The 25,318-nt window shown below is 42.1% G+C and carries 23 protein-coding genes; 6 read left to right on the top strand and 17 right to left on the bottom strand.

The window, feature by feature from the left end; all coding sequences use genetic code 11:
• Positions 1–17: 17 nt before the first annotated feature.
• The 4 genes from AX660_RS03605 to putP all read right to left on the bottom strand — a co-directional run bounded on the left by AX660_RS03605 (position 18) and on the right by putP (position 4,626).
• Positions 18–788, bottom strand: a complete 771-nt coding sequence (locus AX660_RS03605; RefSeq protein ID WP_068372654.1) for an ABC transporter permease — start codon at positions 786–788, stop codon at positions 18–20.
• On the bottom strand, positions 781–1,722 hold the full coding sequence (locus AX660_RS03600; RefSeq protein WP_068372647.1) for an ABC transporter ATP-binding protein: 942 nt from the start codon (positions 1,720–1,722) through the stop codon (positions 781–783). Before AX660_RS03600 ends, AX660_RS03605 begins: the two co-directional genes overlap by 8 nt.
• Before the next feature lie 280 nt (positions 1,723–2,002).
• Complete coding sequence (proB, locus tag AX660_RS03595) at positions 2,003–3,130, bottom strand: glutamate 5-kinase (RefSeq protein ID WP_068372640.1); 1,128 nt, start codon at positions 3,128–3,130, stop codon at positions 2,003–2,005.
• A complete protein-coding gene (gene putP, locus AX660_RS03590; protein WP_068372638.1) occupies positions 3,130–4,626 on the bottom strand; it encodes a sodium/proline symporter PutP in 1,497 nt (498 codons plus the stop codon). The genes proB and putP overlap by 1 nt, the downstream gene beginning before the upstream one ends.
• Before the next feature lie 366 nt (positions 4,627–4,992).
• Between putP and AX660_RS03585 the strand changes: the two genes are divergently transcribed.
• Positions 4,993–5,475, top strand: a complete 483-nt coding sequence (locus tag AX660_RS03585) for a MarR family winged helix-turn-helix transcriptional regulator (RefSeq protein ID WP_068372635.1) — start codon at positions 4,993–4,995, stop codon at positions 5,473–5,475.
• Between the two features lie 7 nt (positions 5,476–5,482).
• On the opposite strand, the gene AX660_RS03580 is transcribed toward AX660_RS03585, so the two are convergent.
• From AX660_RS03580 to pdsO, 5 genes are all read right to left on the bottom strand, one after another.
• Positions 5,483–7,210, bottom strand: a complete 1,728-nt coding sequence (locus AX660_RS03580; protein ID WP_068372632.1) for a SulP family inorganic anion transporter — start codon at positions 7,208–7,210, stop codon at positions 5,483–5,485.
• 164 nt (positions 7,211–7,374) lie between these two features.
• A complete protein-coding gene (locus AX660_RS03575) occupies positions 7,375–7,743 on the bottom strand; it encodes a hypothetical protein (protein ID WP_068372630.1) in 369 nt (122 codons plus the stop codon).
• Positions 7,744–8,006: 263 nt separating this feature from the next.
• A complete protein-coding gene (locus tag AX660_RS03570; RefSeq protein WP_082768726.1) occupies positions 8,007–8,627 on the bottom strand; it encodes a class GN sortase in 621 nt (206 codons plus the stop codon).
• A complete protein-coding gene (locus tag AX660_RS03565; RefSeq protein ID WP_082768725.1) occupies positions 8,582–10,744 on the bottom strand; it encodes a marine proteobacterial sortase target protein in 2,163 nt (720 codons plus the stop codon). The genes AX660_RS03570 and AX660_RS03565 overlap by 46 nt, the downstream gene beginning before the upstream one ends.
• Before the next feature lie 28 nt (positions 10,745–10,772).
• Positions 10,773–11,492, bottom strand: a complete 720-nt coding sequence (gene pdsO, locus AX660_RS03560; RefSeq protein ID WP_068372628.1) for a sortase-associated OmpA-like protein PdsO — start codon at positions 11,490–11,492, stop codon at positions 10,773–10,775.
• 208 nt (positions 11,493–11,700) lie between these two features.
• Here pdsO and pdsR point away from each other — a divergent pair, with 208 nt between their 5' ends.
• Both pdsR and pdsS read left to right on the top strand, forming a co-directional pair.
• Positions 11,701–12,390: a proteobacterial dedicated sortase system response regulator gene (gene pdsR / locus AX660_RS03555; RefSeq protein ID WP_068372625.1), complete on the top strand. Its 690-nt coding sequence runs from the start codon at positions 11,701–11,703 to the stop codon at positions 12,388–12,390.
• 18 nt (positions 12,391–12,408) lie between these two features.
• Positions 12,409–14,574 (top strand): proteobacterial dedicated sortase system histidine kinase, encoded by a 2,166-nt coding sequence (gene pdsS / locus AX660_RS03550; protein ID WP_068372624.1) that lies wholly within the window; start codon positions 12,409–12,411, stop codon positions 14,572–14,574.
• Positions 14,575–14,637: 63 nt separating this feature from the next.
• Here pdsS and AX660_RS03545 read toward each other — a convergent pair whose 3' ends face one another.
• Positions 14,638–16,920: a GGDEF domain-containing phosphodiesterase gene (locus AX660_RS03545; RefSeq protein ID WP_082768724.1), complete on the bottom strand. Its 2,283-nt coding sequence runs from the start codon at positions 16,918–16,920 to the stop codon at positions 14,638–14,640.
• A gap of 466 nt (positions 16,921–17,386) precedes the next feature.
• Between AX660_RS03545 and AX660_RS03540 the strand changes: the two genes are divergently transcribed.
• Positions 17,387–18,016 carry a thiol:disulfide interchange protein DsbA/DsbL gene (locus AX660_RS03540; RefSeq protein WP_068372622.1) on the top strand — a complete coding sequence of 210 codons (630 nt, stop codon included), beginning with the start codon at positions 17,387–17,389 and terminating at the stop codon, positions 18,014–18,016.
• A gap of 7 nt (positions 18,017–18,023) precedes the next feature.
• On the opposite strand, the gene AX660_RS03535 is transcribed toward AX660_RS03540, so the two are convergent.
• A complete protein-coding gene (locus tag AX660_RS03535; RefSeq protein ID WP_068372616.1) occupies positions 18,024–18,305 on the bottom strand; it encodes a hypothetical protein in 282 nt (93 codons plus the stop codon).
• Positions 18,298–18,846 (bottom strand): inosine/xanthosine triphosphatase, encoded by a 549-nt coding sequence (yjjX, locus tag AX660_RS03530; protein ID WP_068372612.1) that lies wholly within the window; start codon positions 18,844–18,846, stop codon positions 18,298–18,300. The genes AX660_RS03535 and yjjX overlap by 8 nt, the downstream gene beginning before the upstream one ends.
• A gap of 165 nt (positions 18,847–19,011) precedes the next feature.
• Here yjjX and AX660_RS23390 point away from each other — a divergent pair, with 165 nt between their 5' ends.
• Positions 19,012–19,185: a hypothetical protein gene (locus tag AX660_RS23390; RefSeq protein WP_164483513.1), complete on the top strand. Its 174-nt coding sequence runs from the start codon at positions 19,012–19,014 to the stop codon at positions 19,183–19,185.
• An 8-nt stretch (positions 19,186–19,193) separates the two neighbouring features.
• Complete coding sequence (locus tag AX660_RS03520) at positions 19,194–19,949, top strand: MBL fold metallo-hydrolase (protein WP_068372606.1); 756 nt, start codon at positions 19,194–19,196, stop codon at positions 19,947–19,949.
• 10 nt (positions 19,950–19,959) lie between these two features.
• Here the strand turns inward: AX660_RS03520 and AX660_RS03515 are convergent, their stop codons facing one another.
• Genes AX660_RS03515 through AX660_RS03495 form a run of 5 tightly spaced genes read right to left on the bottom strand, consistent with a single transcriptional unit; the run spans position 19,960 to position 25,309 of the window.
• Positions 19,960–20,721, bottom strand: a complete 762-nt coding sequence (locus AX660_RS03515; RefSeq protein ID WP_068372603.1) for a 3-keto-disaccharide hydrolase — start codon at positions 20,719–20,721, stop codon at positions 19,960–19,962.
• 50 nt (positions 20,722–20,771) lie between these two features.
• Positions 20,772–21,386 carry a gluconate 2-dehydrogenase subunit 3 family protein gene (locus AX660_RS03510; RefSeq protein ID WP_068372600.1) on the bottom strand — a complete coding sequence of 205 codons (615 nt, stop codon included), beginning with the start codon at positions 21,384–21,386 and terminating at the stop codon, positions 20,772–20,774.
• Positions 21,386–23,071, bottom strand: coding sequence for a GMC oxidoreductase (locus AX660_RS03505; RefSeq protein WP_068375089.1), 1,686 nt, complete (start codon positions 23,069–23,071; stop codon positions 21,386–21,388). Before AX660_RS03505 ends, AX660_RS03510 begins: the two co-directional genes overlap by 1 nt.
• 50 nt (positions 23,072–23,121) lie before the next feature.
• Positions 23,122–24,060 (bottom strand): hydroxypyruvate isomerase family protein, encoded by a 939-nt coding sequence (locus AX660_RS03500; RefSeq protein WP_201027401.1) that lies wholly within the window; start codon positions 24,058–24,060, stop codon positions 23,122–23,124.
• Between the two features lie 16 nt (positions 24,061–24,076).
• Entirely contained in the window at positions 24,077–25,309 is a 1,233-nt protein-coding gene (locus AX660_RS03495; RefSeq protein ID WP_068372596.1) for an MFS transporter, read from the bottom strand.
• Positions 25,310–25,318: the final 9 nt, after the last annotated feature.

The following is a 25,318-nucleotide window of genomic DNA, read 5'->3' as shown; positions in this document are numbered from 1 at the left end:
TCTGCAAATTAGTTGGCCTAACTGCGAATGCCAACACCACGATTAATCAATGAATAAGCCAAGGTTAATAATATAAGATTAAATCCTACAAGCAGTGCCATTGAGACATAAAGATTAATATCTGACACGCCTAAAAAGCCATATCTGAAGCCGTTAACCATATACACAATAGGATTAGCTTTGCTCACCCATTGCCAAAATTCAGGCAACAGGGTTAAAGAATAAAAAACTCCGCCTAAGTAGGTCAGTGGAGTTAATACAAAAGTGGGGATAATGCTGATATCGTCAAATGAATTTGCATAGATGGCGTTAATTAATCCCGCGGTTGAAAACAATGTTGCAGTAAGAACTAAAGTCAGCAATATGATGGCTAAACTGTGGATATGAATATCGACAAACAAGAGTGAAACCAAGGTAACAATAAAGCCAATTAATAAAGCTCTCGCCACTCCACCACCCACAAAACCCGCAATAATGACCCAGTTGGGTACCGGCGCAACTAACATTTCTTCAACGTTGCGTTGAAATTTAGCGCTGTAAAATGAGGAAGAAACATTGGAGTAAGCATTGGTAATGACTGACATCATAATCAGGCCAGGTACAATAAACTCCATATAGCTAAATCCGCCCATGTCACCTATACGGCTGCCTATTAGGTTGCCAAAGATGACAAAATATAGACTCATGGTAATTGCAGGAGGTAAAAGAGTTTGGATCCAGATGCGCATAAAACGAGTGCATTCTTTAATCCAAATAGTACGTAAGGCTACAAAGTTACGACTAGTCATGTTTATTATTTCCTTTTTCAGGTTGACGACCTGATTCCACTAATCTGACAAAGAGTTCTTCTAAGCGATTGGATTTATTACGCATACTCAATACCTGAATATCTTGTGTTGTTAATTGCTCAAAAACCGAATTCAAACCGACTTCTTTAGGCACATCCACTTCAAGGGTGTGACCATCTATTAAGCGTGATTCAAAGCCACTTAATGTTAAAGAACTAATATTCTTAGACAAATCTAACACAAAAGTTTCAAGATTGAGGGTAGCAAGCAGGGATTTCATACTGGTATTTTTGACAATCTGGCCTTTATCGATAATAGCGATATTGCGGCACAACATCTCTGCCTCTTCAAGATAATGGGTTGTCAGTATAATGGTGATGCCTTGCTGGTTAATCTCTTTTAAAAATGTCCACATTGAACGGCGTATTTCAATATCCACACCGGCCGTTGGCTCATCAAGAATAAGCATTCTAGGTTCATGCATTAACGCTCTGGCGATCATCAATCGCCTTTTCATACCGCCCGATAAGGTTCTAGCAGCTGAATTGCGTTTTTCCCACAAATCTAATTGTTTTAGATATTTTTCGGCTCGAGGTTTAGCGACATTTCGTGGCACTCCGTAATAACCAGCTTGATTCAGCATGATCTGCCAGAGTGTTTCAAATTGATTGAAATTAAATTCTTGCGGCACCAGACCAATACAGGACTTTGCATCTTCCATTTGCGAAGCTAAGGAATACTCAAATATTTTGACATCACCCGCGGTTTTATTAACCAGTGAACTGATAATGCCAATAGTGGTTGATTTGCCTGCGCCATTAGGGCCCAACAAGGCAAAAAAGTCACCTTGTTTAACTTGCAAATTAATCCCTTGTAAGGCTTGTGTACCGCCCTTGTAGGTTTTGGTTAAACCATTGATATCCAGTGCATACATTATTAGTGCCTTAACGTGATGAGATTGGTGCAGAAGATAAATGTCGATGTCCAGTTAAGGATCATTATTACCGATATGCTATATGCCGTTTACTTTTAATAATTCAAGTTTTTCATGACAAATTTATGTATTTTCAATGTACATAATGTTTGTCTGCTTTAAGCCAAATCACTATAAATAAGAAGACAGGCCAACAAAAATTTAATTTTTATAAATAAAATAAGGCGAGTCACCTTAGTGAATCGCCTTATTAGGTGAAAGGAGTTGCCACTAAATACAATTAAACCGTCTTATTGTTTAACATTGCCATATTTTTCGGTGAAATGATTGAACCAGTGTTTGATTGAAAGTCGGTCGCAAAACTATCATCGGCTTGATCGGCAATAAAACTTAGCAAACAGCTACTATAATTTGATACCGCTTTTGCTAACTTGGTGCCATCTCGTTTAGTAATTAAGACCGTATCACCTACCGTAAACTGGCCTCTTACTTCGGCGATGGCTTCACTGGTAAGTAATTCGCTTTGAATGTCCATATCAAACTCAAAGTCATTTTCAACTACGACTTCACCTTGAGCGTCAGAGGTATAAGTCATCCAATGCACTAACTCTTTCATCGGTTTCGCCACAGGGAAAAAATGTGTACCGGGGTTTTGACCTGCTAATAATTGATTAAACGCCGTTTCTGAAAAGCCATTAATGATGAAGGTATCAATACCATGGGATGTGGCCTTTTCTGCAGCTTCAACTTTAGTACGCATACCACCAGTACCAAGTAAACCCGCTTCACTACCCGCCATAGCGTATGTGTGTTTATTGATTTCTTTTATCACAGGTACCAATACGGCATCGTCATAGGTACGGGGATTTTTGTCATATAAACCGTTAATGTCAGAACATATTATTAATACATCAGCATCTGAAGCCGCTGCAACCATGGCCGAGAGGTTGTCATTATCGCCAACTCGTAGTTTATCGGTGGTTACCGTATCGTTTTCATTAATGATGGGTAAGATCCCATTATCCAAGAGAGTATGAATAGTATTTTTTATGCTGACATAACGTTCTCTATCTCGCAGATCACCATGAGTCATGAGTATTTGAGCGGTGGAAAAATCAAATAAATTGTTCCAAATACCAATCATTTCAGTTTGACCAGCAGCGGCCATTGCCTTTTTAATGGATACACTGGGTTTATCGATATCAGGAAACAAATGAGCACCTGCCGCTACTGAGCCAGATGAAACCAATACAACTTGGATCCCCATTTCCCGACAGCGCACAATAAATTGGGCAATACCCAATAAATAACGGCTACTTACGCCTTTTCGGTCCGGTGCTATTAAGGCACTGCCGACTTTAATGACAACTCGCTGCCATTTGAAATTAGTGCTATTTCCATGAACCATTACTTCTGCTCCGTTAAAATTTGATTCGTTTTATTAAATAGAGTGATAGTGTTTTCGTTTGGTGCAGTGCTTATACGACTCACTATCCAAATAACCGCACTGCTTAAGATAAAGCCTGGGACAATTTCGTATACAACACTACTTAAAGCACGCCCATCACTGAGTATAGGTGCGTAAATCCAAAACAACACCGTCACAGCCCCAGTTATGATGCCTGCTACAGCTGCCTTGTGAGTTAAGTTTTTATGATAGAGGCTGATCAATACTAAGGGGCCAAAAGCCGCGCCAAAGCCAGCCCAGGCGTTACTGACTAAAGACAAAATACTATTTGAACTATCAAGTGCTAATAACATAGCCATGATAGCCACACCGGCTACGCCAAAGCGGCCAATCCGTACTGATTCTTTTTCACTGGCTTGTTTACCGGCTTTAAGGCGATAAATATCTTCGGTCAGTGAACTGGCAGAAACTAAAAGTTGTGAAGAGATAGTACTCATAATGGCAGCCAAAATGGCAGCCATTAAAAATCCACTGATTAAAGGATGAAACAACAGGTTGGAAAAAATAATAAAGATAGTTTCAGGATCTTCAACCACTAAACCAAACTTATTGGCATAGGCTACGCCCACTAAACCGGTCGCCAAGGCCCCGACAATAGTGACCAACATCCAACTCATGCCGATAGTACGAGCGACATTAATGTCCTTAACAGAACGTATTGCCATAAAACGCACAATAATATGGGGTTGGCCAAAATAGCCTAAACCCCAGGCCAAACTCGATAACAAGGCCCAAAAGCTGACATCGCTCATCGACGCTGAAAACGACGGAATTGATTGTTGAGCAAAGTTATTTAAATCGTTAATACCGTCAAATTGCATGTAGGCAACAACAGGTACTAAAATCAGCGCCAAAAACATAATACAGCCCTGTACAAAGTCCGTCATGCTGACCGCTAAAAAACCACCCAACAAGGTATAAGATACGACGACAGCTAGAGTCACAATCAAACCTAAGTGGTAACTCAAGCCAAAAGCCGACTCAAATAGCTTACCGCCAGCAACTAATCCCGCGGAAGTGTAAAGGGTGAAAAATAACACGATAATAACTGCTGAGATAACTCTGATACTACCTTTAGGCTTACAAAATCGATTGGCAAAAAACTCGGGAATGGTTAGAGCATCGTTAGCAACTTCAGTGAATACCCTTAACTTAGGTGCTACCACGATATAGTTTATAAGAGCACCTAGGGTTAAACCAATAGCGATAAAAATAGTTTCATAGCCCATAACAAACATGGCGCCTGGTAAACCCATTAACATCCAACCACTCATATCAGATGCGCCTGCAGACAGTGCGGTAACCTGCGGGCTAACTTTACGGCCCCCAAGCAGATAACCAGACATATCACTTGTCGAGTTTTTATAAGCGAATAAGCCAATCCCCAACATGGCAATAAAATACAAAGCCAGGGTGACGTAACTCATGTTGTCCATATAACTACCTTTTATCGTTGAACACACATCATCAATAAGCCATCGTTGTTGACCGATTCATGTAAGTTGAGTGTGTTTTGTACTGCGAAAAATGCGTTTAACTGTGCATAGTTGCCGAGCATTATATACTAAATTGAGCTAATTTGTTTAGAATTCTAACCATTTTAATCTTTGACTTTGATCGTTAAACAAAATTGTTGTTAGTAAAAACAAGGTTTTATGTGGCGATTCGTGAGTTTTATGCAGAGTTATTGAGTTGGTTTTAGTTATTAATGATTTGTATTGAATGTATTTTAGTGGGCGGTGTTGCAAATAATTGTAACAGTCCCTAAAGTGCTCCCGAATAAACTGAATACAGAGTTTGTTATGAAAAAGTATGAAGAGTTGCTTATTTCGTTGCGAAAAGTGATACGAGCTATTGATATTTATTCGCGCAAATTGAATAAAGACAGTGGCTTAACTAGTCCTCAATTGCTGGTATTGCAAAATATCGCGGCGCAAGGTGATGTGATGGTCAAAGACATTGCCTCCAGCATCAATTTAAGTTCTGCAACCGTCACTAGTATATTAGATAGATTAGAACCCCGTGGTTTGGTGATCAGGCAACGTTCAACCATCGATAAACGCAAAGTGGGTTTACATGTCACTCAAGCTGGCATGGATGCGATAAAGGGGGCGCCCACTCCTTTACAAGAGCACTTTATTCAACGTTTTGAAACTTTGGCTGAATGGGAGCAAACCCAGTTGGTCGCAACTATGCAACGTATTGCCTTAATGATGGATGCCCAGGATATTGATGCATCGCCAGTATTGGAGCTCAACAGTTTGCAAGACCTAGCACATAAATAAGCAATATTTAGCTAAGCTCTTTGACCTGAGCATCCTGCTGTAGCGCCTTATCGGTATTTTGTTTGTTTTTGTTTATCTCCAATGCAATGTACAAGTCGGAGTGTATATAAATTCCATCGCTGCCTGATGTCATTCCTACTTGTTTAAACCATGCACGTAGCTGGCGCTTTCTGCCTGCCAATTCAAAGCGTACCGCTCGTTTCCTAAATATCTTGTCTAAGTCTTCTAGCATCGCCATCACACTTAAATCTAAATGGGTAAAGCAGGGGACTGCATCAATAATAACCACTTCGATGTCGTCTTTTTGTCTGGCATATTGCTCTAATAAACGCCGTTTAAAATAACCCGAGTTAAAATAGGTTAAGGGGGAATTAAAACGATAGATAAAAATTCCATCTACCGCTTTTGCCTTATCACTGGCATCAAGACTTCTCACCACACCGTTTTTATCTACCCCAAGTATTTGATCGCTTGGGCGCATGACGGTACGAATGAATTGAAATAAACCTAACAAAACGGCAAGAGTAATGCCTGGAATAACGCCAATAAACAGCACAGCAAATAGTGTGACTAAGGCTAAATAAAACGCCTGCCTGTCTTGACGTCTTAGCTGCCAAATCGCTTTTAAGTCTAATAGATGGATAGACGCAATGATCAGTACGACTCCTAATGCAGCACTGGGGATAAACTCTAATGGGCCGGTTAAAAAGAGCGCAATGATGGCTATTATTGCTGCCGCTATAATTGATACAAGTTGGGTTTTACCACCATTGGCATCATTGACGGCAGTACGAGAATCGGCGCCACTGACCGCAAAACCTTGAGACAAGGCAGAAGCAAAATTTGCCATGCCTAAGGCTCTAAATTCTTTATCTGCATCAATATCGTAACCATTTTTGGCGGCAAAACTGCGCGCAGTTAACATCATACTGACAAAACTTATAATGGCTAAGTTAAGTGCCGGCATGACTAATTCACGAATAACACCCACATTGAGCATGGGGGTTTGAAATAAGGGTAAACCGCCAGTAACAGTGCCTATGCTCTGTATTTCAAACTGCTGTAAGTTAAACAGCCAGACTAAAATGGCGCCGATGGTTATTGCGAACATGGCTGGCGGCCAAGTGGGCCTTAAGCGTTTCATAGTAAAATAGATGCCGACGGTCAATAAGGCCATCATGAGAGTTGGAATGTGGGTTTGTGTTAGATAACTCGGTATGTTGCCTAGGCGTTCAAGTAAATATTTTTCATCAAAACTAAAACCCAATACTTTAGAAAACTGGCCCACAATAATGGTGATCGCCACACCATTTAACAAACCCATTAATATCGGTTTAGACAAAAAATCAGCTAGCACACCTAGTTTAAAGCGGCTGGCAATAAGGCACCAAAAGCCCGTCATGGCAGTCATGGTCACCACGAGTTGCCAATGTTTAACACTGTCACCTGCGGCTAAAGGTGTGACTACGGCAGCTATAACCGCGCAGGTCGCCGCATCAGGGCCAACAATTAATTGTCTTGAAGTACCAAATAAGGCGTAAATCAGCATGGGTAAAATACAGGAATACAAGCCTACAGCAGCATTAACGCCAGTAAGTTGGGCATACGCAATAGCGACGGGTAGGGCGACGGTTGCAACGGATAATGCAGCTTTAACATCATCAGAAAACCATTTACGTTCATAATTAAGCAAGGTCACTAAACCCGGCATAAAATCACATAAACGTGACAGCACAATATTTTCCTAAAAACTCAACGACTAGGCTAATAATAGGGTTATTGTGCCGGTAAATACAGCATATAAACCTGACAAACAAAAGGACGTTAAAAACGTCCTTTAAGGGTAATAATTACCTGTTGCCTATTTGAGACAGTCCTTGTTGGACTACGCTCTAAAAACTATTCACAATCTTTAGGATCTTTGCCCAGTTTTTTCTTGGTGGCGATACAGGCTTCTTTAAGCTTAACGGCTGTAGATGCTTTTAATTCAGCGGCTTTTTCTTCACTTGCATCGAGCATGTCCGAGGTTTTTTCTTTAGCTGTTTCATAGGTTTCCGATGCGCTATCTTTTGCATCATCATACATATCACCCGCTGATTCTTTGGCATCGTTAGCTAGCTCTACACTTTTATCTTTGGCTTTTTCGAGTTCAACTAGGGCCTCTTGTTTAGTGTCTGCAACAGAATCTTTTTGAGCGTCGGTACAGGCACTGATGGCGACTAAGGATAAAATAATTAGTCCACTTAATTTTGTTTTTGAGAATGACATAATGGTTCCTCTGAGAATGTTAACGAATGTCAATAAACCTATACTTTAACAGCTAATACCATTAATGGGAGCCTAGTTGTAAGGCCGTATAGGTCGACGGTTCATGACCCACTTGCCAGAATCGTTCCATTACTTTCAACTTTTTGATATATATAGATAATATCCGATATTCTAACTATTTTTTATCATTTTTAGCCTCTTTCTGTCTATTATTAGTAACAGCACAGGTAAGACGTGACATCTTTTATAATAGGTAATCTACATCAAACTCCTTCTGCACTAACGATAAAACGATAAGTCGGGTTGGGTAAAATGCTATCAAAGGGATAACAAGTGATAATGGTCAAGCTGGCTTGGTCAAATGTATCCTCAACCTCTGTTTGCCAGTATCTTAGCTGCGCAGCTTGAGCAATTCTGAGGGACGTCACTCTATATCGTGATGATCCGCGTAAATTAGTCACCTCAATAATATCCTCTACTTGTATGTGTTTAAGGCTATTAAACTGCGTATCTCTGTGGCCCACAATCACACTGTTACCGTGATCGCCAGGCAAGGCTGTGGCACTTAAATGGGTCGGTGCAAACGCCAAATTACGACCGTTGGCATCAGCCAGTACGTACCAGCTTACATCGTTAATTTTTAACTCAGCCACAGGGTGAGTATCAGCCCATGGCCAAGGGCGATGTTGCTGTTGGTCTTGTAAACTGAGTTGCCACGCCTTGGCAATTAAATATTGGGCCACATTGGCTTTGGCAAAAATGTAAAGGCCGCCGCCAAACAGATAGCAGCCAGCGGCAAACAACAGTGTTATCCACTTATAACGCCAGCTCCAACTTATTAAACTAAATCGCGTTTTCTTTTGCGAGAGATGCCAAGCATGCATATCGCCACTCCTATAAATAAACAGCCAATGAGGATCTGAAGCTCTGCTGCCGTCGCGGTTTGTGGCAAATGAGCCAGCGGGTTATGGCTGCCACGAGGGAGGCGGTTGCTAACTTGTTGTTGATAAACAGGTGAATCCACTGGCTTGCTAGGTGTGATATCCACCGCCACTAAGCTGGTATATTGGCTCACCAGATGGTGCTCAAGAGCGGTCTGAGTGATTTGTTGTTTAAAGTATTCAGCCTGAGTTGACTCAAGATTATCCATCGTCGCTTTGCGTTGGTCGCGGCTTAGCTGAGCGATTTTCTCTCGCGCCCACAATACATTTAAACCAGATTGGCGCTCAGACTGATTGATTGTGATGGGCATAGTCCAAGCCTGTTGTTGATAGCGGCCCTGTATACTTAAGTTTGTGTGTTCGATGTCGGGAGTGGACTGGCGATAACTCAATACCAGTGGTTCACCGAGATAAAGATCGGAAATCATACGTGGATAAAATTCGATGTCGGTTTGTAAGCTGGCCACTTCGTTATTGATCAGCAACTGAATGTCAGTTAAAGCAGGATTGGCTAATTTACTTAACAAAGCCTGCATCTTGCTTTGTACTTGTTCAATGGCGCCAATGTAGGTGTAAGTGCCTTTGCCCATTAATGCGGCTTCTGTCATAAAATAGCTGTTGGGTGCGCTGCCAATGCCCACAGTAAATAAACGTGAGCTGTGCAATTTGTCGCTAATCAGGGTCATCAATGATTCTTCGTTACCTACACTGCCATCGGTGATAAATACCACTTGGCGAATGCCAGCTGTGCTTTGTTTACCTTGTTGATCAAGGGCAAGGGTTAATGCACTGGCCATTTCGGTGCCACCATTGGCGCTGAGGTTTACAATAAAATTTCTGGCTTCAGTAATGGCGGCTAAAGTAGCTGGCTTTGAGTTCTGCCACAGGTTTTGTGCATAAGAGTTAAACTCAATAACGTTAAAACGATCTTTGGCTTTGAGCTCGCTTAAGGCTAATAACAAAGCTCGTTTAGCTTGATTGAGGGATTCACCCGCCATCGATCCCGAGGTATCCAAGACAAAAATAACTTCACGATCCAGTTCTTGGGTTTTTGGGGTCGAGATATCGGGTGGATAAATCATCAACAAACCATATTGCTGACCATTAACGTTTTGTTGAAAATGGGCCACTTTGGCCGTGTCGCCTAACTCTGGTTGCCAACTAAGTACAAAGTCTTGATTGGCTATAGTTTGTTTGGCGAGTTGCACGACATAGTTGCCAACAGCCGACTCTTGGCTTTGAATACCATGAGATTCGCTATGTATTTTGCGCAGAGCAAATCCGGTTTGCAAAGTAACCTCAATGTTAATGTCTTCGGTAATAGCACTAGGTGCGGCATAGGCTGCTTGTGCCTCAGTGATGTTTTCAGTATTGGCATTGTCAGTTGAGGCCGGCGGATAATACCGTGGCGTAATAGTCATAGGAAAACGCAGTTGATAAGTCCCTTGGTCATAAGCTAAGGTTTGCTGATATTCGATGGTGATGACGATGCTTTCCCCAGGGCCAATATTGGCGATGGAGTTAGTAAATAAGTTAGGTCGTTGTTGTACGATTAAACTGGCTTTTTTACCCTCTTGTTTGGCTTGTTCGTAGATTTGTTTAGCTTGCTGTTTTTCTTTGATTTGCCCTTCGATAATACGCTCACCGATGTGCATCTGTAGATGATCAACTGCAGCATTTTCGGGTAAAGGGAATACATACAGAGCATTGAGCCATTCATCACTGTCATTTTTGAAGGTTTGACTCAGTTGGGTGCGAGCCACCACTCCTGTGACATTAATTTTGACAGCGGTTTTTAAACTGGGGCTCAAGTTATAAACACCTTGTGACTCAGGATCATCAGTTACAAAAAATAAACTACCACGCTCCGCTTCTTGATAATTAGCGACCTGCCAACTGCCGGTATTAGCGGGTAACTCAATCACATCTTTGCTGTGGCTGATTTGATTTGTTGGTAGCGCCGCTTGTGGTGCTGAGTTAAAAGAAGGCGCTGCAATTTGCAGCGCTCCCAATGCCAGTACCACTAACAGTGCACTGACAAGTTTAATGGCTGGCCCCATAATATCGCTCCTTCTCTACTGGCAATATTTATTGATTGGCGGCTGTCATGGCATCAACCTTATCCGATACTTTCAAGCTGACACGACGGTCAAAAAAGTTATCTTCACTGTGACTGCCGCTACTTACTAAGTTCGACTCACCAAAGGATTGCGTTAACATTTGTGTGTCTAATACCCCTTGTTCTAACAAGTAGTTTTTAACCGCCAAAGCACGTAATTCAGACAAGTTTTGGTTGTAATCAGAATCACCCCGTTGGTCGGCATAACCAGATAAACTGACAGAGAGTTTTGGATTATTGCGTAAGGTTGTAGCGAGTAAATCCAGTTCGGTTTTGTAGTGCTGCTCAAGTTGAGCCGAGGCGGTTTTAAACTGAATGCTGCTTTCAAGTTCTGGCAGTTTTTGCTCTAAAGTGCGATCCATGGTGGCCATTAGGATAGTGGCGCGGGCATCGGCTTCTTCAAAACGTTGTTGCAAAGCAAAAAGTTGTTGTTGTTGCTTGTCGATTTGTGTCTTTTTAATAGTTAACTCAATTTCGTCATTAACGTCGTCAGCAATCATAATGCCGAATAATCCACCTAGCATGCCGCCAATTGGTCCTGCGATAGCTGTACCTACTAATACCCCAGAACCTAAACCAACAATGGCATTGTTGTTGTCTGGCTTATTACGTTCGGCAGCAAAAGCCTGACCAGAAAGTAATACTGTTAATGCGATGGCCGTAGTTGAGCGAGTGAAGATTGTTTTCATATTGTTATTCCTTGGGTTGGTGTTGATTCCTAACTAGTAAACAAGGATTTGGTGGCGGCATCGGGGAGACAAAGTGGCAATCTGCTGAGCAATTGTGGCGGAAAAATGGCTTTTACGTTTAGGGGCTAACAGCCAGACATTTTTGCTATATAGTGCAGACATCAGGTAGCTAAAACACGCGCTACTAAAACCAAAGAGTAGATAGATAATGTCAAAACGTATCGCGCTGGTGGAAGATGATCAGGCACTCAGAGATAACTACGTAGCCGCGCTGGGCAAACAGGGGTACGAGGTACAAGCCTATGCTAATCGTCAGTTGGCCGAGCAAGCTTTTGCTAAACGTTTACCTGATTTAGCCATTATTGATATTGGCTTACAGGACGAAATAGACGGTGGTTTTGCGGTGTGTCAGCAATTACGTAGCATGTCGAAAACCTTGCCCATTATCTTTTTTACGGCGCGTGATAATGACTACGATACGATTTGTGGTCTACGCATGGGCGCTGATGACTATCTAACCAAAGATATTAGCCTACCTCATTTATTGGCGCGGATTGCCGCACTGTTCAGGCGCACAGCCTTACTTAATCAGCCACAAACGCCCTCAGATTTGATCCAAACCGGCGAGCTGATTATGGACAGCAAACGCATGACAGTCAGTTGGCAAAAACACAATATTGAACTGACAGTGACAGAGTTTTGGATGTTGCACGCTATTGCTAAATATTCCGGCCATGTTAAAAGTCGACAGCAATTGATGGACGAATCAAAAATGGTGGTGGATGACACGACCATTACCTCGCACATAAAACGTATTCGCAAAAAATTTATGTTAGTGGATGCTGAATTTGATTGTGTCGAAACGGTCTACGGCATGGGCTATCGGTGGAAAAATTAATGGTCAGTTGTTCCTAAGATGCATAGTTTTCGTTTTGGCATTCGCCTCAAGCTAGTGGTTTTTTCGTCATTTTTGTTTGCTATTCCCTGGCTGGGATACCAATACGTGTGGGAGTTAGAAACCTATTTACGTATAGGTCAGGAACAAACTATGGTGGGCACAGCCCGCGCGGTAGCCACAGCACTGCACGAACGCCCAGCCTTGTTTGACAGCCAATCGGCTTTTTTAAGTGACGTAAAACCCGGTACCGATCTCTATGCTTATAAAATTGCTTATCCTATTCAACTGGATGGCAAGCTGGATGACTGGCAGGATTATCAGGCCCTAATGCTCAATTATGGTGAGCAGAATCTGATCGATCAGGTGCAGGATTATGACTCACAAAGTCTGCGTTTTGCCCACATGGTAGGCCAATACGACCGCTACTTGTATGCCATGTTTAATGTTATCGATGAGCAGGTCGTATTTAGGCCAAACAACAGTTTACGCATCGACCGCAACGACCATCTGCAAATTGCTATGACAGATGAAAACGGCCAGTTTCAGCGTTATATCATTGCCCCTTACAAGGATGGCTGGGTGAATGCTTATTTACTCAAAAATGAAATTGAATCCTTGCAGCCCGACAAACCCGAAACCCGCATCCAAGGCCAGTGGCGCAAAACGGCTGAGGGTTATGTAATCGAATTGCGTTTTCCACTGGCCATGATGTCGAGCAAAATTGCCTTTGCCATTGTGGATGTTGACGATCCTGTTAGCCGGCAAGTGGAATACACCATAGGCACGGCCAATCCGTCCCAAGAAGATTCTTTGGGCACGGTATTAGTGCCTTCACCCGAAATCGAAAACATTCTTAAAGGTTTGCAATATTCTAATGCTCGGGTGTGGGTGGTGGATAATCATCGGCGGGTCCTGGCACGTTCGGGGCAAATTCAACGTTCAAGCGGTGTGCAAAGCGAGATTACCTATTCAAATAAACAAAGTTGGTGGCAATACATTGAGAATGAATGGTTGTTCCCTTTGTATTATCGGATATTAACCAAACCGCCCGCTGACTTTGTTGATGATTTGCAAAATGCCTATGCCTTAAAAGGCCAAGATATCAGTCAGGCATTAGACGGCACACCCAGTACTTTGTGGCGTATCAGCCCAGATAATAAAGCGGTGATTTTGTCGGCCGCCCATCCAATATATATTGATAAAAAAGTCATGGGCGCGGTGGTAGTGGAGCAAACCACTAATGGTATTCGTACCTTACGTAATAAAGCCCTGGAAAAACAATTTCACTTTTTCTTGGCAGTGATTGTCTTGGGCACCTTAGCCTTATTTTTATTGGCGTCGCGCATTTCCTGGCGTATTCGTAAACTGCGTGACGAAACCGAAGATGCCATTGATACCCAGGGTAAAATTGTCGGACAAATCTTACCTTCTAAGGCCAATGACGAGATTGGTGACTTGTCCCGCACCTTTAACAGCGTGTTGGTAAAATTAGGTCAATACAATGCCTACCTGGAAAACATGGCCTCCCGTTTAAGTCATGAATTACGCACACCTGTGGCCATAGTTAATTCTTCTTTAGACAATTTAAGCAGTGAAAACCAAAGCCCAGAGAGTCGACAATACATTGAGCGTGCTAAAGAAGGCATTGGGCGTTTGAGTAAGATCCTCACTAACATGAGTGAGGCCACGCGCCTCGAGCAAGCGATTCAAAACAACGAACGCGAAATCTTCAATGTGGTGGAAGTATTACGGGGCTGTGTGCTGGGTTATCAGCAGGTTTACCCGCAGCGTGACTTTGTTTTGCTGTTGGATAATAAAAGCACGACTAACAAAGTGACATTGTCCGGTGCCCCGGAATTATTTGCCCAAATGTTAGATAAAATCATCGCTAACGCGGTGGATTTTAGTGTGGATCGGAGCCTGATCAGCCTAAACCTGCAATACACTGAAAAACACCTTAGTTTGCAAATCAGCAACCAAGGCGGGGTATTGCCCGACAAGATGCAGCATCAGTTGTTTGATTCCATGGTATCGGTGCGTCAGTCCCAGGTGACTGAGCAAGCCCATCTCGGGTTGGGCTTGTTTATCGCCAAAATCATCGCCCAATACCATCAGGGTGAGATCAGCATCAATAATCTAAAAGATCACAGTGGGGTGGTAGTTAGCCTGAACTTTATTTTGTGAACATCAAGGCAGCTATAATTCTACACGTCTTAACTTACTATCTTCAAAACTGTGATGAAAAATTTACGACGAAGGCCTAATAAAGGCTTTGGTTATACCGTCATAAGCAAACACATTTTGTTTTTTTAATAAGCCAGATGTGCGCTCAGCATCTAAGGGTTTAGAGAATACAAAACCTTGAAAATTACTGCAGCCCAATAATAACAGTTTATCAACCTCTTCAAATTCTTCGACACCTTCGGCCAATATCTCGACATGAGATACATTGCACATAGCAATGATGGCTTCAACGACTTTGGCTTTACGATCGTCTTTATGAATGCCTTTTATAAACTGGCGATCAATTTTGACTTTTTTAACCGGATAAGACATCAACTTAGACAAGCCTGAATAGCCGATCCCAAAGTCATCTAAGGTAATGCAAAATCCCCAGTTAGCTAAGTAACGGGTGGTGGCGAGTGCCTTGCCGTGATCGAGACTGCGTGAAGACTCAGTTAATTCTATTTCAACTAGTTGTGGTGAAATTTTGAATTCCACCAATGAGTTAACCAAGTGTTCATGAAAATATTCTTGATCGAGATCGTTGCCCGATACGTTAATCGCTACAGGTACTACTTTGAGCCCATCTTGTTGCCAACGATGCAGTTGTTCACATACTGCAGTAACGAGCCATAGTGTGAGTTGAGTCACGAGTCCGGATTTTTCGGCAATAGGAATAAAAATGGCGGGAGAGACAATGCCGATTATTTTTGAATGCCAGCGCAATAAGGCTTCTACACCGACTAAGCGCCCATCTCCTTTGACCTTCGGTTGATAAACTATGCTTAATTCATTATTAGATATGGCTTCGTTTAACAAGATGTTTATCTCTTGATGTTCAATGAAACGCTCTTGGCTAACGGTATCGTGGTAATTAATCTGTAAGGGGCTGGAGTCGACAGCATATAAGGCATTATTGATGAGTTTGTCTGAGTTACGTTCAGAGGTATCTGAAAATGCGATTCCAACCTTAATATCAACAGGTAACTTTTGTTCATCAATCATAATTACTTGGGGTAATAAACGTATAAAGGCCGTTATTTGGGTTTGTAAGTCCATGGGCGAAAGCTCAGTAATGATGCTTAACTTACCAGTGCCTATTGAGGCCAGATGGCAACGGATATGGGTTTTAGTTTGCCAATGCTCTGCGATTTTTCGTACTAACTGAGATAGGTATTGAAAACCGTATTTTTGCTCAATAAATTGTGTATTGTTGATTTTACAGACGATTAAACTTAGTTCTACTTGAGGTTCACTGAGCATTTGTTTTATTTTATTGTCCAACCACTCACGATTAGGCAGGCCTGTCACCGTATCCAACATGCGCTTTTTACTCAAAATGGTTTGTGCTGCAAGGGTTTTTTGCAATAAGGCCCAGGCAGTCACATCTTGAATAGTGACAAAGTAATAACTATTGCTGCATAAATCACTTCTGGTCAATTTAAAGGCTTTCATGCGACCTGCTAATGTACGATTGACCACAGTCTCAATAGCATCAAAACGGAACTCGGCAAATAAACTCGACAAATTAAGCGGATGAATTAATTCATTAAATTCACATTGCAATAGCTTTTCGGCAGCAACATTCATTTCAGAAATAATCCCTTCATTACTGACTACTAATTTGGCAATTTCTGTTTTAACGAACAGGGTGCGATAAAAGGTATTTTGTTGTTGTAATACCGTATTGTGCGCCACAACTTGTTGGTTTAAGCGCTTGGCTGCAAGGCTGGCTCGTGCCACGCCCAAGGGAACACAGATATTGAAGAATATAAAAATAATGCCCATCACATAAGTATTGGCATGATCTAAATAGACGTGGCCTTCGATAAGTTGATTTAATTGAAAACCACTAAGCAAAGCAATAAATGGGATGATGTTGAGTAACATACATATCACGCCGGCTTTTGCGCCTAGTAAGATAAAAGCGACTAAAGGTAGGGCAAAGACAAAAACAGGGCCTAACATAGCAAGGGTTGGAATTTGGACCAATAAATTAATACAAATTGCGGCTGCCACTATGCTGAATAATAGGGTATAGACACTTATGTAGTAATGACTTTTTGAAAAATACAGTTGTAAAATGCCTAATGTATAAAAGGCAATAATCAGAGGAATGATATAACTAATATTAGTATTCATTGCGTTTAAGCAACAATGAATGGCGACAATGGAATACAGCAAATAGCCGACCACTGTCATAATACGTAGTGCGCTGATACGCCATTGCTCTACTTGTTGACCTACTGGGCTTTCATCAGAGAGCATTAAGTAGCTAAACAATCGCATTCCCAATAATTTTCTCATAATCAACGACTCGCTAAACTAGCTTGCATGCAATTACACCGTAATAATTTATTATTCAATTTTGCTAAATATTAAATAAAAATTTTATATTTCGGCCATTGTGTTTGCTGTGTTAAAGAATGTAAAGGCTGGTAATTAATTTTCTTAATAAATGTTAAAAATAGTTATGATTTATCGTCAAAAAGTGTATTTATGACAATGTCTTAGATTTAAAAAAGGTTAGATTTGTTGCCTTTAGTGAAGGTAACGTTGAGTGGCTGTTTGACCGAGAAAAAAATTGCATCAATTTGTAATTGCGCTGAAATATTTGTTTGGATACGCCTCGCATTATCCAAGATTAACAAGCTGTAATATATAGCAACAACTTTAGACTTTTTTATACGGTTTATTCAGGTAATAGTTGCTCACATCCTAGGTTTGATAAACATGGGATGTAAGACATTCAATTTAACCAAGGATAAAATAAATGCTTTCAAAAAAAATAATTTTCGCAATGTTTTCATTTATGCTGGTATTTAGCGTTCAAGCTGAAAATTATGTGCAAGATATTCACTATCAAGTTCTCGAAGGAGAGCGTAGTCAAAACAAAGAAGTGACGGAGTACTTTTCTTTTTATTGCCCACACTGTTTCACACAAGAACCAATGATGCTCAGTTTGGTCGCCAGTTTGCCAGTGGGTACCAAGTTTAACAAAAATCATGTGGATAAGATGCCAGGTCGGAATGTTGAGATTGAGCATAGCTTAACTAAGGCTTTGATTGTTTCTGAACTGCTACACATTGAAGAAAAAATGGTACCCGTGATCTTTAATACTATCCATGTCAGTAAAACTATCTTGAATTCTTCCGCCGACGTGAAAAACCTATTTATTGCTAATGGCGTTGATGGTCCGAACTACGACAAAATTTATAGTAGTTTTGCGGTCAGTATGCAGTTTAATCAGATGCAGCAGAAAACTGCTGCTTTGCGTAAACAAGGAGTTGGTACCGTGCCAACTGTGATTGTGAATGGTAAGTATCGGGTGCTTACTAAGAGTCTTAAAGGTGAAGAGGATTTTCTGAAGTTGGTCGCGTTCTTACTCAACAAAAATAACTAAAACCGACTTAACTTTTACGGGGCACAATCACTCTAACAGCCACTTGCATGCCATCTACAGTCCATTGTCCGGTGATGGCATTGCGTAATACCCGAGAGTAATAACTGTGCTCACTCCCATCATCGTATGTTACCTGCATAGTGCAAAAATGTTGTTCGATTAATTGGAAGTCGGCAATGGTAACGGCTACAGCTTGTGGCTCAGGTGTTAACTTGCGCCGTTTCGACCAACTCTTGGGGATGATTTCAAATTGATAACTAAGGTTATCTGAGTTTATGTTTTCACTCATCTTGTGCATACAAATCAGGGTGTAAAAAGGGGGCAAGGGCCAATATCAGTGCCTGGGTATAATTACCTTCTCGATTGGCTTGTCCGCGCGTTAGCAAACCGATAGCACCACCGCGTTGTTTAATATTGACGGTATTAAACAAACTATCCATCAGTGGACCAAGCTCGGCGCCTTGTTGCAAAGCCCTATAAACCTTGAGGGGCAGAGGTAAAGTGGCACTGCGACCAATGGACATGTGTTGATTATTGGCTATTACTACATAGGCAAAGGTGACTGGGCCATCTTGAGTCATATCCACTCCCCCTTCTATCGCCACATAATAATCGGCTTGATAATATTGCTGGCAATATTTAAGGCGATTGATCGCGCCTAAACGGGTGGCTTCTGCACTCATGGGTTGTTCGGCTACACCAGATGGCGCGTCCACTGTTACACATGCAACGTCGTTTATTGCAAAAACTTGTGTAAAGGCTTGCTTAGCAGCATTGACCTTAACAGGATTTAACGAAGCAACAACGAGTTTTAATGGTGCATTATTCATAGGTTTCTATTCTATTTATCAGGTTAAAAAATGTGTCTTCATTGGGTTGTATTATTCCCAAGCCATTGAATTTGCTAAAAAGTTCACTCGAATGCGTGCAGTTGACAGGATATAATGACTATTCTGTTTGCTAGCAAGTTTATACCATTAAGTGAGGAGCACATTATGCATAAATTGCCACCAGAGTCGTTAATCCGCACTTGGGTGTGGATGATGTCGGAAAAGGATAGCCCAGAGTTGATGCAAAAGGGCCGTCAAAACTTGATCAATGCTTTTGGCAGTATGCAAAAAGCCATTGAATACATTGAGCAAAAAGCCAATGCTGGCGAGGCTAGCTAGCCACTATTTTGAAACTGCATCAACTTAAAGGTTACATCCAAAGTATTTATCTCGTGGAATATCCACAAGGATTGTTATTGTTGGATGGCTGTTGCCGCGCTGATATCGATGAGCTTAAACGTTATATTACTCACGAATTGCAACGCCCTTTTAGTGATTTAAAACTGATTGTTGTTACCCATATGCATCCTGATCATGCAGGAGCGGCGCATAAGTTACGCGATTTGACTGGCTGTAAAATCGCCAGCGGCAAAACTACAAGACATTGGTATCGTGGCTTGAATGGGCGTTTGCTGCACTTAACAGATATATTATTGGCAGCTTGGGTGGCGGGGCGTTTAGGTAAACCGAAAAAAAATCTGTGGTATTCACCTCATCTTAAACCCGATATTGAGTTGGAGGATGGTGATATCTTGCCTGATTTTACAGAATGGACGTCGGTTTCGACTCCAGGCCATACTGATCGTGATATTTCGCTATTACATCGCCCCAGTCATCGTATGTATGTGGCTGATTTAATGGTCAAAGTAAAAAAACGTTTTATTCCACCTTTTCCGGTCTTTCATCCCAACCAATATAGAGCGTCTTTGCAAAAGGTCAGAGATATGCAACTTAAGGCGCTATGGTTAGCTCATGGTGGAGAGGTAAGTTTAAGTGAAAATGAATATGCCCACTTAAGTACGGTAGCTCCACGACTACCACAGACACCTTGGCGCGCAACCAAAATTAAAGCTAAGTTATGGCTGCGCAGCCGTAAGTCATAAATACCAAAAACTAAAGTTCACGTACCCACATATTGCGGAAACTTACCAAGTTACCATGGTCTTGCAATTGCAAAGGCGCACAGCCATGGGCTTCATATTTAGGTGCACCTATCCATTCCGTTGTACCTTGGATCTCAGTGTGGTTTTGCACCAATACTCCGTTGTGTAATACGGTGACAAAGCCTGGCGAACTTAAGCTTACGCCTTCAAAACGAGGAGCTTTATAAATAATATCGTAAGTCTGCCATTCGCCTGGTGGACGTGTGGCATTGACTAAGGGGATAGATTGTTTATAAACCGAACCCGCTTGCCCATTGGGATAAGTAAGGTTTTCGAATGAATCGAGTACTTGTACTTCATAACGTTGCTGAAAAAAGATCCCGCTATTGTTGCGTTGTTGGCCTTGCATGCCTTCTTCTGGGATTGGTGCTTGCCATTCAAAGTGCAACTGAATATCACAAAATGATTGTTTGGTTTTAATATCACCGGTACCAGGTTTGACGGTAATTTTACCTTTACCTATAGTCCACGCTGCCGCACCACCTTTAAGCCCATCCCATTGAGATAATGGACCATCACCTATTAATACAATGGCGTCTGAAGGAGGCGTACCTGCTTTGGCTGTTACGACTGCTGGAACTGGCTCCCATACTTCGGTTTTTTCTGCTTGTTGCCAAGGTTCTAAGGGCTTTTCTGCCGCAGTTAGTGCTGACGAACAATAAGCGGCTAAAGCAACTAGGCTAGCCAGTGAAGCAATTTTTGTTGTTTTCATAACATTCCACTCATTAATGATTTATTACGCTTTAAATCTACATTATTTTATTAAGTAGCCCAGGCACGGTCGCCTTTTTTATAATCAAGTTCACCATTATATTTGCCAGGTATCGCTTCATAACGTAAGACCTTAGTTGCACCTTCTTTTGAGGTAAAAAAGGTGAAAATGGTTAACTGCTTGATCATGGTAAAAAAGTGCGGCACTACTGGGTTCTCTTCACTTGCATAGCGATCAAATGAGGTCGCTGGAACATAGTAGATTTCTTGTTTTTTATTATAGGTTTTAGCTTCTTTATCTAAACCTTTTACAAATTTAGATTTTTGCTCAGTGCTTAATAATAAGAAGGGTTTGCCATATTTATTTTGTGTTAATTTATTCAAGCTTTGAAAGCCTTTTACAAACTGTTCTCGTTCTTTTGTATTGTAACAATCATTGGCTAAGATGAGGGCCATTAAACCCACGTTAGCGTCTTTCGCTCCGGGTGTGTCCGTGCGGGGTAAGATCACTTCTGCAATGTCATTAAACAACATCACATCATCTTGATTAAACTGGGTGGCTGATAACGCAACAGGGCTGCCCATTTCGTAAGCCAAAGCATTGCCACCGACCATGGCAACACCACTGGCGGCCATGATCATTTTGAGTAACTGGCGTCTTTCCATTACAGATTCCTCTTTTTAAGCTCTTCAACAGCAAAATTTGCTGCTCTGGCAGTGATAGCCATATAAGTCAAAGAAGGGTTAACACAAGAAGCCGAGGTCATACACGCACCATCGGTGACAAATACGTTAGGTGCGTCCCAAACTTGGTTGTTAGCATTCAGTACCGACGTTTTGGCATCACGGCCCATACGTGCCGTACCCATTTCGTGAATGCCTTTACCTAAGGGAGATTCGCCGTCCCAACCACGTACATTTTTTACGCCCGCCGCTTCTAACATGTCTATGGCATCTTGTTTCATGTCTTTACGCATACGTTTTTCATTGGCTTGTAACTCAGCATCCATAGATAGTACCGGTAAACCCCATTTGTCTTTTACCGTTTTATCTAGGCTCACTTTGTTACGATGATCAGGTAATATTTCACCAAAACCACCCATGCCGATATTCCATGATCCCGGTTCAGCCAGTGCATTTTTTAAGTCTGCACCTACACCCAGTTCGGCCACATTCTGTTGCCAGTTGCCACGTGAAGCAGAGCCTTGATATCCAAATCCACGTACATAATCACGTTTGTCGCCACCCCAATTGCGATATCGTGGGATATAAAATCCACAAGGGCGACGGCCAGAATAATATTTGTCTTCATATCCTTCGATGGTGCCTTGTGCACCAATAGAAAGATGGTGATCCATGACGTTGTGACCTAATTCACCCGAGCTTGAACCTAAACCACCTTGCCATATATCGGAAGCAGAGTTCATCATGATCCAGGTTGAGTTTAAGGTCGAGGCATTCAAAAACACGATTTTACTGTTAAACACGTAAGTTTGATTGGTTTCAGAATCTAAGACTTCAACACCAGTGGCTCTTTTTGTGTTCTTGTCATACAGCACCTGAGTCACAATAGAATAAGGGCGTACAGTCAAGTTACCGGTTTTTAGTGCCACAGGTAAGGTAGACGATTGTGTACTGAAGTAACCACCGAAAGGACAGCCAAGCCAGCATTTATTACGATACTGACAACCAACACGATCTTGCTCTGGCATCGCCTGAGTGATGTTAGCTGTACGGCTATGAATAAGATGACGCATGCCTTTGTAGACTTTTTCTAAACGTTTAGCGACGTCTTTTTCAACCATATTCAGAGGTATAGGTGGTAAAAACTGCCCATCGGGTAATACATCTAAACCTTCGTTGGTACCTGCAATGCCTGCAAATTTTTCGACATAATCATACCAAGGAGCAAGTTCTTCGTAGCGTATGGGCCAGTCTACGGCGATGCCTTCTTTCAGGTTGGCGGTAAAATCTTCGGCGTTCCAACGGTAACTTTGACGACCCCATAATAACGAACGTCCGCCCATGTGGTAGCCCCTAAACCAGTCAAAACGTTTTACTTCGGTATAAGGGTGGTCTTTGTTGGTTGCCCACATGCCTGCAGTGGGTTCATTCAGAGTATATTCGCGCGCTAACGTTGGATAATCTGCTTTCATTTGTTGGGTGGCTAAACCGCGGTGAGGATAGTCCCAAGCCTCATGCATTGCATTGGTGTAGTCTTTGATATGTTCAATGTTGCGCCCACGTTCGAGCATCAACACTTTTAAGCCTTTCTGTGCTAGCTCTTTTGCGGCCCAACCGCCACTGATCCCAGAACCAACTACGATCGCATCATAATCATTATTTGCCATAAATTTCTCGTTCAACAACTTAGTTTGTTTTATCACTACCTAGGGTTTGTTTACACATCACAAATTTGAATGGCCTGGCGTAATGATTCAATTTTTCCCGGCATATCTGGCGGGGTAGGAAGAAATTCCTGCGCTAAATAGCCTTTAAAACCAGTGGCTAAAATGGCCTTAGCGATAGCCGGATAAAATAATTCTTGTGACTCATCAATTTCGTGGCGTCCAGGTACACCAGCAGTATGATAATGACCAAAATATTGGTGGTTATCTTTAATAGTGCGGATGATGTCGCCTTCACTGATCTGCATATGATAAATATCGTAAAGCAGTTTAAAGTTTGGTGAGTCTAAACGTTTGCACAGTTCAATGCCCCAAGCGGAGTTGTCGGCAAAATAATCGGGGTGATTGACTTTACTGTTAAACAGTTCCATTTGCAGAATGACCCCACGCTTCTCAGCATGGGGTAAGATTTGTTTAAGTCCTAAGACCGCATTTTCCAATCCAACTTCTGGCGCCATTCCCCGTTTGTTACCACTAAAACAAATCAGATTGGTGTAACCCGCATCAGCGACTAAATCAATGTGACGGTGATAACGCACGATGAGCGCTTCATGAAACTGTGTGTCTCCCCAACCATCGGTTAGATTAAGTTCAGCGCCATTACACATTGAACTATGTACACCATATTTTTTGAGTATCGGCCATTCATCTGGGCCAATTAAATCAATTGCACTGAACCCTAGTTTTATTACAACCTGACAGAGCTCTTCAACACTGAGATCTTGATAAGTCCAGCGTGCCATAGAATGGTGAATATTGCCTTTCAGAGGGCGGTTTACTGATTGAGGTGTTTTGGCCTCTGCTGCAGTGCTGTTGCTTACCTGAGAGAGCAATCCAACACCTGCAGCACCTGCCGCCAAATTTTTTATTATTTGACGGCGAGAGTCAGAAATCTGCTCTGTTGTAGTTACATTAAGGTTTTGAGTTGACATAAATTTCCCGTATTAATTAGTGACTAGCCGCGGCTGAATTTGATTTACGCATGAACCAGTAAAATCCAGCAAACAACACAATTAGTACCAAGGGGAACATGATCAGGTTATTAAGCGCCGCTTGCCCCGACGCCAAAGCGAGTTCGTTACCGCTTAAACCTGCAGCTGTTGCTTCTTTAGTGGCAGAATCAATCCAACCACCAATAATGGGATTCCAAATACCCATAGCAAACATGCCCGCGCCGCCCATTAGCGACATACCCAAGGCACCTGTTTTAGGGGTGTATTCTGCGGTACAACCAATCATAGTTGGCCAGAAGTAGGTAATACCTAAGGCAAATACTACGGCAGCAAAATAAACAGCGGTACCTGAAAGTTGCGTCATTAAAAACAAACCTAAGCTGGCTAATACAGCCGAAACCAATAACACACCTGGAGGGCTTAGTTTATGTACTAGTGGGCCAGCATAATAACGACCAAGGGCCATGATGCCGGTAATCAAGGCTAAAATTAACATTGGAGTTGCGCCAGAGGCTTCTAGAATTTTGTTAATCCATTGTCCTGGACCAAATTCACTTACCGCTGTCATGGTCATGCACACAGCTAAAAAGATGTAGATAGGGTTAATTAGCGCTTTCAAGTTGCCGCTGGTGGAATCGACTTCGCTTTCTAATTTAGGGAAGGTAAACCCTAACATCATTACGCCGTAGATAGCCGTTGGTACCAACATAGTGGCGACTTGAGCTTCCCAACCTAGGCCTAACTTAGCCATTGCGGCAGAAACTAAAGAGCCAATCACGATACCGCCTGGGAACCATACGTGAAATCTATTTAACATTGCGGTTTTATTATCGGGATAGAGTTGCGCGATAATGGGATTACAGCCTGCTTCGACTAAACCGTTGGCAAAACCGACTAAGAAGGTTGAGATCATCAAGCCCCAAAATCCATCGGCGATGATAGTTAAGATTAATCCTAAGGCGTGACCGATAAAGGCTAACCAAACAATGAGTTTAGGGCCAATGGCGTTATACAGAATGCCACCAAACATCATGGCCAGTGGGAAACCTAAAAAGGCCATACTGGCGATCCAGCCCAGTTCTTCACCACTTAAGCCGTATTTTTGGCCTAATTCTGGCAAGATCCCAGCGCGGATAGCAAAGGTCATCGCAGTGACGATTAGGGCGATACAACTGATACGAAAGACGCGTTTAGCGTCTTTATCTGAAATGTTGTTTGTTGCACTCATATTATTATT

This window comes from Paraglaciecola hydrolytica (assembly GCF_001565895.1).
GTDB lineage: Bacteria > Pseudomonadota > Gammaproteobacteria > Enterobacterales > Alteromonadaceae > Paraglaciecola > Paraglaciecola hydrolytica.
The sequence above is the reverse complement of the archived record's forward strand: the minus strand, read 5'-3'. Positions and strand labels throughout refer to the sequence as shown.